Origin of the sequence: Amantichitinum ursilacus (assembly GCF_001294205.1) — a bacterium.
In the GTDB taxonomy this organism is placed as follows: Bacteria; Pseudomonadota; Gammaproteobacteria; order Burkholderiales; family Chitinibacteraceae; genus Amantichitinum; species Amantichitinum ursilacus.
The window spans coordinates 395384-407933 of sequence record NZ_LAQT01000002.1; the positions used below are offsets into that span (position 1 = coordinate 395384).

Annotated in this window: 12 protein-coding genes, 1 tRNA gene and 1 pseudogene; 7 read left to right on the plus strand and 7 right to left on the minus strand. The window is 59.5% G+C overall.

What is annotated here, in order from left to right; translation table 11 throughout:
- Window positions 1-101: 101 nt before the first annotated feature.
- The 4 genes from WG78_RS04085 to WG78_RS04100 form a co-directional block, all read right to left on the minus strand.
- Window positions 102-1277, minus strand: a complete 1176-nt coding sequence (locus WG78_RS04085) for an MFS transporter (protein ID WP_053936503.1) — start codon at window positions 1275-1277, stop codon at window positions 102-104.
- A 59-nt stretch (window positions 1278-1336) separates the two neighbouring features.
- Window positions 1337-2131: a DeoR/GlpR family DNA-binding transcription regulator gene (locus WG78_RS04090; protein ID WP_053936504.1), complete on the minus strand. Its 795-nt coding sequence runs from the start codon at window positions 2129-2131 to the stop codon at window positions 1337-1339.
- A gap of 113 nt (window positions 2132-2244) precedes the next feature.
- Window positions 2245-3504, minus strand: a complete 1260-nt coding sequence (locus WG78_RS04095) for a type II toxin-antitoxin system HipA family toxin (RefSeq protein WP_053936505.1) — start codon at window positions 3502-3504, stop codon at window positions 2245-2247.
- 38 nt (window positions 3505-3542) lie between these two features.
- Window positions 3543-3830, minus strand: a complete 288-nt coding sequence (locus WG78_RS04100; protein ID WP_053936506.1) for a helix-turn-helix transcriptional regulator — start codon at window positions 3828-3830, stop codon at window positions 3543-3545.
- A gap of 219 nt (window positions 3831-4049) precedes the next feature.
- Between WG78_RS04100 and WG78_RS04105 the strand changes: the two genes are divergently transcribed.
- From WG78_RS04105 to WG78_RS04115, 3 genes are read left to right on the plus strand one after another with little or no spacing between them, the layout of a single operon-like run.
- Window positions 4050-4514 (plus strand): MarR family winged helix-turn-helix transcriptional regulator, encoded by a 465-nt coding sequence (locus tag WG78_RS04105; RefSeq protein WP_053936654.1) that lies wholly within the window; start codon window positions 4050-4052, stop codon window positions 4512-4514.
- Between the two features lie 5 nt (window positions 4515-4519).
- Window positions 4520-4897 carry a hypothetical protein gene (locus WG78_RS04110; protein WP_053936507.1) on the plus strand — a complete coding sequence of 126 codons (378 nt, stop codon included), beginning with the start codon at window positions 4520-4522 and terminating at the stop codon, window positions 4895-4897.
- A complete protein-coding gene (locus WG78_RS04115) occupies window positions 4894-6135 on the plus strand; it encodes an MFS transporter (protein ID WP_053936508.1) in 1242 nt (413 codons plus the stop codon). The genes WG78_RS04110 and WG78_RS04115 overlap by 4 nt, the downstream gene beginning before the upstream one ends.
- A 100-nt stretch (window positions 6136-6235) precedes the next feature.
- Here the strand turns inward: WG78_RS04115 and WG78_RS22640 are convergent, their stop codons facing one another.
- Window positions 6236-6412 (minus strand): hypothetical protein, encoded by a 177-nt coding sequence (locus WG78_RS22640; RefSeq protein ID WP_161805062.1) that lies wholly within the window; start codon window positions 6410-6412, stop codon window positions 6236-6238.
- 225 nt (window positions 6413-6637) lie between these two features.
- Here WG78_RS22640 and WG78_RS04125 point away from each other — a divergent pair, with 225 nt between their 5' ends.
- Window positions 6638-7066: a hypothetical protein gene (locus WG78_RS04125; protein WP_053936510.1), complete on the plus strand. Its 429-nt coding sequence runs from the start codon at window positions 6638-6640 to the stop codon at window positions 7064-7066.
- Between the two features lie 96 nt (window positions 7067-7162).
- Here the strand turns inward: WG78_RS04125 and WG78_RS04130 are convergent.
- A tRNA-Leu gene (locus WG78_RS04130) sits at window positions 7163-7249 on the minus strand.
- Between the two features lie 67 nt (window positions 7250-7316).
- On the opposite strand from WG78_RS04130, the pseudogene rnr reads away from it, so the two are divergent.
- Window positions 7317-9821, plus strand: a pseudogene (gene rnr / locus WG78_RS04135) (ribonuclease R); the annotation flags it as partial.
- 1075 nt (window positions 9822-10896) lie between these two features.
- On the opposite strand, the gene WG78_RS04140 reads toward rnr, so the two are convergent.
- Window positions 10897-11247, minus strand: coding sequence for a hypothetical protein (locus tag WG78_RS04140; RefSeq protein ID WP_053936511.1), 351 nt, complete (start codon window positions 11245-11247; stop codon window positions 10897-10899).
- Between the two features lie 126 nt (window positions 11248-11373).
- On the opposite strand from WG78_RS04140, the gene WG78_RS04145 reads away from it, so the two are divergent.
- Together WG78_RS04145 and WG78_RS04150 are read left to right on the plus strand one after the other, a co-directional pair.
- Complete coding sequence (locus tag WG78_RS04145) at window positions 11374-11733, plus strand: hypothetical protein (protein WP_053936512.1); 360 nt, start codon at window positions 11374-11376, stop codon at window positions 11731-11733.
- Between the two features lie 80 nt (window positions 11734-11813).
- The gene (locus WG78_RS04150) at window positions 11814-12524 is read left to right on the plus strand and encodes an SIMPL domain-containing protein (protein ID WP_161805063.1); all 711 of its coding nucleotides are present in this window, start codon (window positions 11814-11816) and stop codon (window positions 12522-12524) included.
- The last annotated feature ends 26 nt before the right edge of the window (window positions 12525-12550 follow it).

Genomic DNA, 12550 nt, shown 5'->3' on the forward strand with positions numbered 1-12550 from the left:
CTTAGCGAGCCAGTGGAGCAAACGCGTTGATTCTGGCACAGGCCGCGGCGCGCATCGTAGCGGGTGCCAGCCATCTTTTTGCACATGGCCGGGGCCGATGATCAGTGCTGTGGCGTGCTGGCCGGGTGTGCGGTGTTGCGCATGCTGCGCGCGTTGATAGCCACAAACAGCATCAACAAGCCGACACCGCCAAACGCCAGCGGCAACGACGTGGCGCGTGCCGCATAACCCACCAGCGCCGGGCCAGCCAGCATGCCGGTATAGCCCATCATGATGATGGTAGGCAGCGCCGCTGCCGCATCCACGCCGCGCACGCGGCTGGCTGCACCAAACAACACCGGCACCACATTGGATGCGCCCAGGCCCACCAGTACAAAGCCAACCAGGCTAAGCCAAGCCCATGGCGCGGTCACGATCACGCCCATGCCGATGGCTGCGGTCAGGCCGCCTGCCAGCACCACTTTAAACGGGCCCAGCGCGCGCACCACGCGATCACCGGTAAGACGCCCCACCGCCATCGCCACCGAAAATGCGGCATATCCGATACCGGCCGAAGCTTCGCTGACACCGCGCTCAAAATGCAGAAACACTGCGCCCCAATCCAGCATCGCGCCTTCGGTTAAAAACGCGCAAAAACACAGCGCGCCGATCAGCAACACCGCGCCGTTGTTGAAGGCCAGATGCGATTTTTTCTCGCTGGCCGGGCGTTCGGTGTGCTGCACCAGTGCGCCAAATTGCGTCATCGACAACAGTGCGCACAGCACACCCACCACCACCGCGCACAACAACAGCGACAGCCCGGATTTAAGCAAGCCCGCCAGCGCCGCGCCGCCGATCAAACCGCCCACTGAAAACAAACCATGAAATGACGACATCAACGGTCGCGCTGCCATGTTTTCGACCACCACGGCTTGGTCATTGATCGAAACATCCAGCACCCCGATCAACGCGCCAAAGATAAACAGTGTGCCCGCCAGCAACAGCGCGGACGGCGCCAATACCAGGGCGGGAATCACCAGCAGCATGGCCACGCCCGCCACGCGGATCACCTGTGCGCTGCCCCAGTGTTTAAGCAGCATGCTGGTTAACGGCATAGCCAACATCGCGCCGCACCCCAGGGTGAGCAGGATGGAGCCAAGGACGGCGTCATCCAGATTCAGCCGCAATTTGGCGTACGGCACCATCACCGCCCAACTGGCGTTGGCGATGCCGATCACCAGAAATATCAAACGTGTAGCGCGGCAGGCAGGCTGCCAGGCGGCGGGGGAGGACGACATCGAAAACTCCAGCGTGAGGTTGTTCTGTTTTGATGTGGGAAAGCGGGGGCAGTGCGGCTTTAGTGAGCGATGATGACGTCGACGCCTACATCCCGCAGACGCGCAACTTGCTGCGCATCTGCGTCCGCTTCGACGACCAGGTGATTGATATCGGCGATGTCGGCGATGGCAAAAGGTGCGCCGGTGCCCAGTTTTTCATTGGTGGCCACCGCCACCAATGCGCCACAGCTGGCGGCCAACTGACGTTTGAAGGCGGCGTCTTCGGCGTTGCCTGCGCCAATGCCCGCTTGCGCATCGATCGAACAGATGCCGATAAAACACAAATCGGGATGCATGCGTTGCAGTTCGGATGACGCCTGCGTGCCCAGCGTGCCGCCCACCTGCGGATCAAAGCTGCCGCCGATCAACACCACCTTGATATCGTCACGGCCAGTCAGTGCCACGGCCACAGCGGGCGAATTGGTGGCGACCGTCAGACCGATGTCTTCCGGCAATTGCCGCGCGATTTCGACGTTGGTGGTGCCGCTATCCAGAAACACCAACTGCCCCCCTTGCACCAGCCGCGCAGCGGCGCGCGCCAACTGCTGCTTGCGCCCGACATGCTCGCCTGCGCGCTCCTGGATAGGCCGCGTGGATTGCGCCATCGCAATCGCGCCGCCATACACACGCAGACACGCACCGGCTGCCGCCAGCTCGCGTAAATCGCGGCGCACCGAATCCTCGGAGATGCCGAATTCCAAGGCCAGATCAGCCGCAATCACCCGCCCATGCTGGGCCAGCCGGTCACGGATGATTTGATGCCGGTCGGCGGGAAAATTGAAATTGGCGGCGCGGTCCTTGCGGTCGGTGTTCATGCGATTGCACGTTGGTAGGGTAAACGTGTGGAATCGTGCATGAATGTGCAAGAGGCGTCAATGCGGATGAACGATATTCCAAGGCCGTGTTTGCAGCCCGGCTGGGCGGCTGATCAGGCTTTGATCACACTCGCCATTTGTTCGATTTCAAACGAGGGGAGGCCCAACCCCCGCGCCTGGTTGCGCCAGTCGGCGATGACTGTCCCGACCTCGTCGCATATTTTCTGGGCCGCCGGATTGTCCAGGCGGTAGTACTGCGCGGTATTCAACACCGTTTGCATATCTGGGGACGCGTCATGATCATCAAGCGCCAGCGCGTGTTCGGCTTTGCTACGGTTCGGATTGATATCAAATGCAGGCGAAAGCCGCCAACCCGATTCGACGCGAATAAAGCCGTGATTGCGCAAATGGTCATCGCGATTGCCGACCAGCACATTGAATACAACCCGCCGGAATAGTTGTTCAAGGTCTTTGTCGATATGGCCTGCCGCGCCGGAGTCGGCGATGAACTCGGCGATGTCCAGATAGCTTGCGCCGGGTCTGCCATCTTGCCACTGCAAGAGCGTCATCGCCGAGGCATACATCCGGCGGCCCGTTCCAGTCCGGTCAAATCGCGCAGCGCAGAAAGTGGTGTAACGCTCGGTCAGTTTTAATGCTTTGGCGTCGGCCATGTCGATACCCGCTTTTCGCGCGAGCAAATGCGTGATGAACTCCCAGCCTCCCACGTCGTAGCGGTCTTCTTTGGCGGGAAATTTGGCGATCCAAAGCCTGCCTGCTTCGTCGGTAAAGTTGGCCTTGGGACGCGCGCCACCGAGTGAGGAACCCGGCGCAATCAGCATGGCCAGCCAACGCTCGTACTCGGGTAATTGCTCCACGCCGTCGTCTTCCACTTTGGCGCTGATCTGGGCCAGTTCCGCAAGGCTGGACGCGGGTGGTGCAGCATTTTTGCTGTCGTCGATAAAGGGGGCCTCAGCGCCCGGCGTTTTAAAACGTAATGCACCCATCCGGGTGTGGTCATACACCCCAAGCAGAAAATCAATGTCCCTTAATACCCGGATGGGTCTGCCCTCGGCTTTGGCGAGCGCGGCTTCTCGGCGCTCCATCAGAACCCGCCCCCAGCGATCCGGAGCTGAATCCATAAACACGCCAAATGCCGGGTGGTCAGCGCGGGGATATTGCTCGCCGGGGTAAAGGTCGAGATGCGGGTCCAGCATAAAGGCCCGGCCAGAGCGTATCCATGCCTGGTCATATTCGAAGGAAGCCAGAGCCGCTTGTTTGTCGTTGGGATGTAAAAGGCCCACACTTTGAAGGTCGCCAAGTTCTGGCGCATCCAGATAGACCTCGTAGCGAGTGCGTTCTTTGGGTTGTTTCATAGACTTTGTTTTGGAGTTTGCCCAAGTCGCCCGGGCGGCTACATCAAATCGGCATCCTGTAATTTACGGCCGAGAACGTCATCTTTTGCAACGTCATCCACATCCGTTTCAAGGCCCAATATTCGTAAGGCGCGCATATAACTGCCGATGGCGACCGTTTCGTCCCCTTTTTCCAGCCGCCTAAGCGTTTCGCGAGATACCCCCATGCGTTCCGCAAACTGAGCGCTTCCCAATTTGCGCCTCAAACGGGCCAGTCGAATACGTTCGCCGAGCGCGGCAAGCTGCTTGGTGACAGAGCGAAATGGTGGAAGCGATGTTTTAGGCATAATGCCTTATATATTAGGCAAAGCGGCTATTTATGCCAAATATATGTGGCATTCCGGGGCGGCCAGATGAGTCCTGTGGCACGTGTGCAACATAAAATGGTCAAAACCGCCCTGATTGACCAATTTATGTGGCATCGGCCATTCGGGCCTAGCACCCTCAATCCCGATCTAAACAGTAAAACTGTACAGTTAAACTGTATTAATGCTATCGTGCGCCGCATGAGCTTACCCACCCCCAAATCCGCCAATCCAGAACTGGTCTCCCTCGCCGGCGAATTGCGCATTTCGCTGGCTAAGCTGGTTCGCCGTGTCCGCGAGCAAGCGCAGCAGGGCGACTTTACGTCGTCGCAAAAGTCCGTGTTGCTGCGGCTGGAACGTAATGGTGCGAGTACCGTTTCTGCCTTGGCGCGCGCCGAAAGCGTGCGGCCGCAGTCGATGCGGGTGACCGTGGCGGCGCTGGAAGCGCAGGGTGCGGTCAGTGGTCACCCGGACCCCACTGATGCGCGCCAGACCCTGATTACCCTGACCGAAACTTTCCGCGAGAAGGTCAAGCACACGCGCGCGATTAAAGAAGATTGGTTGTTGCGTGCATTGCAGGCGCAATTGTCCGTCGATGAGCAAACCACATTGGCCAGCGCGGTGCAGTTGCTGCAACGGCTGGCCGAATTCGAGCAAAAGGATTAACTGAAATGAACGCTTTGCACGGTTTGATAGCGGCGCATGGTCTGGCGTGTTTTTTTGGCGGCGCGTTTCTGTGCAATGCCATTCCGCACATGGTGGCGGGCGTGATGGGCGAGCCGTTTCAGACGCCGTTTGCCAAACCGTCCGGGGTGGGCTTGTCGTCGGCCACCGTGAATGTGACATGGGGCTTTGCCAATCTCGTCATCGCCTATGTATTGCTGGCGTGCGTGAGTGAATTCAGCCTGAACGCTGGCGGCGATGTGATCGCGGCAGGGCTGGGGATATTTGCGATGGCCTTGTTTGCCGCGCGCACGTTTGGCCGTTTGCATGGTGGCGACCTCAAACCAGCGCGCGGGACGGCCCAGCCAGAGCAGGAGCGTGCATGACGGCGGCGGCCACAGGCATTTTTCGTTCATTAAAAGGCCACAACTATCGCGTGTGGGCCGCAGGCGCATTGGTGTCGAATATCGGCACATGGATGCAGCGCACCGCGCAAGACTGGCTAGTGCTGACGCGTTTGACGCATCACAACGCGTCCGCCGTGGGCATCGTGATGGCCCTGCAGTTTGGTCCGCAGTTGTTGCTGTTGCCCTGGACTGGCTCCGCCGCCGATCACTATAACCAGCGCAAATTGCTGATGGTGACTCAGGCCACGCTGGGTGCGCTGGCGCTGGTGTTAGGCGTGTTGACCATCACCGGCGTGGTGGCGCTGTGGCAGGTGTATCTGTTTGCGTTTGCGTCGGGCTGTGCGGCGGCGTTTGATGCGCCGGTGCGGCAGACTTTTGTGGCGGAGCTGGTGGGTGAAACCGATTTGCCCAATGCAGTGGCGCTCAATTCGACTTCATTTAACGCGGGCCGCATGGTGGGGCCCGCGGTGGCGGGGCTGGTGATTGCGTCAATCGGCACCGGCTGGGCCTTCGTGGTGAATGGGCTCAGCTTTTTTGCGGTGCTGATTTCGCTGGCCAGTCTGCGGGTATCTGCGCTGCGGCCCAATCCGCGCGCTCGGCGCAGCAAAGGCAGTTTTATCGAAGGCTTGCGTTATGTGGCGGCGCGGCCCGATCTGAAAGCCATTCTGGTGATGCTGTTTTTGATTGGCACGTTCGGGCTTAACTTTCAGATCTTTATTTCGACGATGGCGGTCAGCGTGTTTCATGCCGATGCGCGCAGTTATGGCTTGCTGTCTTCGTTTATGGCCGTCGGCACGATTTCGGGGGCGTTGCTGGCGGCGGGCCGCGCCAATACCACCTTCAATGCGTTATTGATTGGCTCGGCGATTTTTGGACTGGGTTGCACACTGGCCGCCATTGCGCCCAGCTATGCCTGGTTTGCCACCGCGCTGGCGGTGATCGGCATTGCGGCAATGACCTTTACCAATGGCAGCAACGCGTTGATGCAACTGTCTACCGAGCCTGCCATGCGCGGCCGGGTGATGGCGCTGCGGCTGAGTATTGCTTTGGGGGGCACGCCCATTGGTGCGCCGATTGTGGGCTGGGTGGCCGACCATGCCGGACCGCGTTGGGCCTTGGGGATTGGCGCTGCGTCGGGTTTTGCAGCCGCGGGCGTGGCGTTGTATGCGCTCAGGCTCCGCGTGCATCGGCCGCCAGCGCCTGCAGGGGGCGCGTAGCAAAGCGCAGTGGTCCGCATGCGGTCGCAAAAAAACCGCGCCGGTCGTACAGACCTGGCGCGGTTTTTTTCGCGTTTGCTTATATCAAACCGGCCGCAGCTTATTGCCCCGGCGAAATCGGATTGCCGGGCACGTGCGGGGACGGCGACAGCGGGGTGACTGGATCAGGCGGCACGGGCAGACCCGGTTGCGGCGGCGTGCCTGGCAGTCCCGGTGCGGGATCGGTTTGCGGCAGATCGCCCGGGGTGGTGACGGGTTCTGGATTGATGATCGGCATGGTGTTGCTCCCTGTATCGGTTGCAGTTGCGATGAAGTCATTGTCCACGCAGCCGATGGAGAAAGCTGTGCGCGGCGCGCGCGATGCGGTGTCGGCGCATACCGCGCAGGCGACCAGGCCAGGCGCGCCAGGCATGCGCTGACGCGCGATCACGGCATTGCCTTGCAGGCGTAAAGCATGGAGCGGCGTACAACAATGCTTTGAGATCGCAACCAGGAGTACGCCATGACCCAGTTCAACCGACCCGATACGCCGCTTTCGCGTGACACGTCGCCGCGCGGCTATGTGCCGAATGCGTCAGCCGAAGACCTCGACGATCCCGAAACCAATAATCTGAACAAGCATCCGATGGAACACACCAACTGGGTGGATCCGGCCAGCGCCGATGCCGCCCGTACCGCGGGAACGGCCAACCCGATCGATACGGCAGTCAGCAATTCGCAAATTGCGGACGAAGCCAATGGCCGTGATACCAACCCGCTGTATGCCGATCGCGATGATCAGCGCGAAGGCCCACGCCAAGGCACCAATACGCCGCTGGACGTCAGCAATCGCAAACAAGTGGGCGGCGTGGATGGCGATATCAATATGCCGGTGCGTGGTGTAGTGCCGGGAAATATCGGTTTGCCCAATCAGACAGATGACAAACGCTAAAGCCAGCGCTATATCTGGATACAGGCAGGAATGAATGCATTGAAATAATGCTGGAAATGAAAAAACCCGCCGAAGCGGGTTTTTTCATTAATACTTTGGTGCCCAAGAGAAGACTCGAACTTCCACGCCCTTGCGAGCGCTAGGACCTGAACCTAGTGCGTCTACCAATTCCGCCACCTGGGCACTGTGCTACGCTAGAATGAACTCGCGTTGCAACGAAGAAGCGCGATTATCAGGAAACCCGAAAACAATGTCAAGAAAGAAAATAGCGATTATCACATCTACTTCTGGCGCTATCGCCACCCCGTCTTTACGTCAACAAGATCCGCATCTGGAGCGCGAAAAGCAGCGCTACGACAATCCACTGCCTTCGCGCGAATTCGTCCTTAAAGTGCTGGCCGATGCCGGCGCGCCGCTGGAAGTGGATGTGTTGGTGCAAATGCTGGATATCACGCCTGCTGAGCGCGCCTTCTTTGAACGCCGTCTGGGCGCCATGAGCCGCGAAGGCGAGCTGATGATTAACCGTAAAGGCGCGGTGTGTCTGCCTGAAAAGATTTCGCTGGTGGCCGGGCGCGTGCAAGGCCATCCGGAAGGCTTTGGTTTTGTAATTACCGATGAGCCGGGCAATGACTTTTATCTGTCGCAACGCGAAATGGAAAAAGTATTCCACGGCGATCGCGTATTGGTGCGCGAATCCGGCGTAGACCGGCGCGGCCGCAAAGAGGCCACGATTGTCGAGGTGACCGAGCGCGCCAATAACACGCTGGTGGGCCGGCTGATTGCCGAGCAAGGCGTATTTATTGTGGCGGCCGAAGATAAACGCATCTCCCGCGATATCCTGGTGCCGCCGCATGAAACCGGTGGCGCCAGGCCGGGGCAGGTTGTGGTGGTGGCGTTAATCCAGCAACCGGAACGCCATGTGCAGCCATTGGGCCGCGTGGTGGAAATCGTCGGTGATTACGGCGACCCTGGCATGGAAATCGAAATTGCATTGCGCAAACATAATTTGCCGCATGTGTTCTCGGATGCCGCTAAAGCGCAAGCCGAAGCCACTTCGCAAAAAGTGGGCAAAAAAGAATTGAAACCGGTGCAGGGCGTGGAACGCGAAGATTTACGCGATCTGCCGCTGGTGACCATCGATGGCGAAACCGCGCGCGATTTCGATGACGCGGTGTTTGCCGAGAAAAAAGGCAAAGGCTGGCGTCTGGTGGTGGCCATTGCGGATGTTAGCCATTACGTAACGCCCGGCGATGCGCTGGATGCCACCGCGATTGAACGTGGCAATTCGGTGTATTTTCCGCGCCGCGTTATTCCGATGCTGCCGGAAGAAATCTCCAATGGCATTTGCTCATTGAACCCGGAAGTCGATCGGCTGTGCATGGTGTGCGATATGAATGTCAGCGCATCGGGCAAGATCAAGAAATACCGGTTTTATCCGGCGGTGATGCATTCCAAAGCGCGCCTGACTTACAACAAGGTCTGGGACATGATTGAAAACCCGAAAGGGGACAATGCGAAGCAATACAAAAAAGTATTGCCGCACATTAACAATCTGTATGACCTGTTTAAAGCCTTTGCCCAAGCGCGCGGCAAACGGGGCGCGATTGATTTTGAAACCACTGAAACCGAAATCCGCTTTGACGAGAACGGCAAGATTCGCGAGATTGTGCCGGTGGTGCGCAATGATGCCCACAAGCTGATTGAAGAATGCATGCTGGCCGCCAACGTGTGCGCCGCCGATATTCTGATCAAGAACAAGCACCCGAGTCTGTTCCGCGTCCACGAAGGCCCGACCCCGGAAAAACTGGATAAATTGCGCGAATATCTGCGCTCATGCGGTTTGACGCTGGAAGGTGGCGAAAGCCCGCAAGCGGCTGATTATTCGGCGGTGATGGCGCAAATCAAACAACGTCCCGATATGCCGCTGCTGCAAACCATGTTGCTGCGTAGTCTGCAACAAGCGGTGTATAGCCCCGATAACAAAGGCCACTTTGGTTTGGGTTACGAGGCATATACGCACTTTACTTCGCCAATCCGGCGTTATCCGGATTTGCTGGTGCATCGCTCGATTAAAGCCATTCTGGCCGGCAAGAAATACAAGCCCGCGCAGAAATGGGATGCGCTGGGCGTGCAATGTTCGGTGACTGAACGCCGTGCCGATGAAGCCAGCCGCGATGTGCTTAACTTCCTCAAGTGTTACTTCATGCAGGATAAAGTGGGCGAAGTGTTTGAAGGCAGCGTGGCTGCCGTCACCGGCTTTGGTTTGTTTGTATTGCTCGACAATCTGTATGTAGAAGGCCTGGTGCATATCTCGGAACTGGGTAGCGATTACTTTCAGTACGACGACCGTCGCCATGAGTTGCGTGGCGATCGCACCGGCCAGGTCTATCGCCTGACCGATCGCATTCGCGTCCGTGTAGCGCGTGTTGATCTGGATACCAGCAAGATTGATTTTGTCCTTGCGCCGCTGGGCGCACCGGCCAGTGCCGAGCCATATACCCCGGCCGCGCGTAACGGTGATCGTCGCGGCAATTCGCGCCAGCGTTTTGCCAGCAATGCCCCGGTAGCCGCAGAAGCGCCGTTGCAGGCCGTCACGCCGCTGGCCACGCCGACAGGTTCAGTGGCAGAGGCCGCAGTCAACAAGGCCATCGCCTCGGCGCAACCCGCAGGCCAGACCGCCAGCGTAGGCGAAGCCGGCAAGAAGCGCCGTAATCGTAATCGTGACCGGAATCGCAATGCCAATCGGGCGGCGCAGGGCAGTGGCAATCCCGCGACGACGGCAATCAACGCGCCCGCCGCCACGACGCCGCCAGCCCAGCGCGCGGGCCGCAATGCCGTCAAGCCGAAGGCTGTGGCGAATCCGGTGGCTGCGCCGGCGCCCAAGCAGAAAGCGACGCGCGCAGAGCGCCGCGCTCGCGCCGCAGCACGCGCTGCTGCCACGGACAATGTCGCGGTAAACCCCGCTGCAGCGGCGCCGGTGGTTGCTGCGAAACCGGCTGCTCCAAAAGCTGCGGTGGCTAAAACCGTGGCACCGAAAGCAGCCGCACCGAAGCCGGTGACCGCCAAGGCGGCATCGACCCAGGCGGCCGTCGCCAAATCGACCGCAGCCAATGCGCCTGCGGCCAAGGCAACGACGTCGCAAGCGCCCGCCAACAAAGCAGCGCCGAAAGCGGTCGTCAACAAGGCGAATACGGTAAATGCGGATACGGCGCAGAACAGCGCGCCTCAAGCCCGCAGCGCCAAAGCGGCAGCGCCCAAGGCAACGACGGCCAAAGCGGCTGGCGCCAAGCCGGTGACGGCGAAAGCGTCAACGGCCAAACCGGCAACCGCCAAGAACGCCGCACCTGAAGCCAGCGCCGCAAAGCCCGCTGCCGCCAAAGCGACGACTGCAAAAGCACCGGCTGCGAAAGCAACGACTGCGAAAGCAACGACGGCGAAGGCAACGACGGCGAAGGCAACGACTGCGAAGGCAACGACGGCAAAAGCACCGGCGGCGAAAGCAGCGACTGCAAAAGCATCGACTGCAAAAGCATCGACGGCCAAGGCGCCGACGGCCAAAGCTACCGCAGCCAAAGCACCTGTCGCCAAAGCGCCCGCTGCCAAAGCCACCAATGCCAAGCCAGCAAGCGCCAAAGCCGCCGCGCCAGCAGCCAGCAAATCCGCCGCACCCACCAGCGCGACGCCTGCAGCTACAGCACGATCGCGCAAAAAGGTGCAAACTGCGGCCGAAGCGAACAACGCAGCGCCGACGTCAGCGCCACGTAGTCGCAAAAAGCCGCCCACTGCGCAATAAGTGGATGCGCGCGGCAAGATGCTGAAGCTTCAGGGTTTCAGTTGTCTTGCCGTACGCAACTGGCGAGAAATTCGCGCTGACTGGCTTCCATGTTCACGATGCGGCAAACCAGGCGAAAGCGGCTGAGTTTGCCCACCAGCGTGGCATTGACAATCTGGCCCCGGAAATCCAGATAGCCGCGGCGGCCTTGGGTATCCAGCACATCCAGACAAATGCGACACTCCACGCCCGCGGGCACGTTGTGTTCGGACAGGATGACAAAAGATTGTTCACTGGCTTCCATGGCGCGGCCAAACACCGGCGTGGAAGCATGGTCGAGGATCAAGGCGGCGCGCCAGCCCACAAGTTTGCGTCTGGTCTGGTCAGGATATCCGGCGGGCAGGTTCATTTTTATTTGATTGATCTTGCAGCGTGGCTGCGGGTCAGTGCAGGTTCTGGTTTTTGATGTTGCGGTTTTATTTGGAACGCGAGTGCGATCTTACTGCACCGCGTCACACAGGAGGAATGTTCCCACATGTTTATCGTTGATCGCTCTGCCGCGCTGATCCGGCCCAAGCAACCGTTTCTGGACTGGCTAAATGCTCTGCCTGGCAACGAAGTCACACTTACGCTCGACGATATCCGCGCGGACTGTACGGTGATTCTGGTGCCTGAAGTCAGTGAACCCGAAGATGGTATTTCTTACATCGATGATATTGCGGATCGCTTGTTCGAGATGGAACTTGCGTCGTGGGCCGAAGACGAAAGCCAGTGGCCGGCCAAACGCAATCTCAAGCTGTTCTGGGAATGGTTTGATGTCGAAATCCATATGGGCGTGATGGACAGTGTCTCGGAAGACATCCACAACACGCCTTCGGACCACGGTTATCACTAAGCCACCCGGCCGAATGTGCCGTTTGATTGACTGATTTGATGTGCAGCGGCTTCGGCCGCTGCAGTTTTATGGAGAGTGACATGCGCCGCTTTACCCTCGTTGCCATTGCCGGTGTGTTGCTGGCGGGCCATGCCCTGGCTGAGCCTTTGAACTACAACGTGGTCAATCTGGAAGCCAGCGCCAGCAAGGACGTCAACAACGACCTGGCCACCGCCAGCCTGTTTGTCGAGCTGACCGATACCGATCCGTCGAAGCTGGCCGAAAAGGTGAACCAGACGCTCAATGCCGCGCTCAAGGTGGTCAAGCAAACCAGCTCGGTACAAGCAGCGGGCACCGGCTATGCCACCTATCCGGTGTACAACAACAAGACCAACAAGCAAGAAGCATGGCGCGGCCGCGGCGAACTGCGCCTGACCAGCCGCGATTTCCCGACCCTGTCGCGCCTGCTGGGGCAGTTGCAGCAACCGTTGGCCAGCGGCCTGCCGTTGCAATTGGCAGGCATTCGCTACGGCGTTTCGGACGAAGCGCGCAGGCAGGCCGAAGACACGCTGATCCAGCAAAGCATGCAGGCCTTCCGCCAACGTGCTGATCTGGTGCGCCAGGGGTTTGCTGGCGCCAGCTGGCGCATGGTTAACGTCAACGTCAATACCAGCGACACCGGCCCACAACCCATGATGATGAGCAAGGTAATGTCGATGCGCGCACCGGCTGCCGATGCCGCGCCCGCGCCGCTGGAAGCGGGGGATAGCAAGCTGTCGGTGATGGTGTCCGGCTCGATCCAGATCCAGTAACGCATACAGCGCAATCCGCTTTCGTG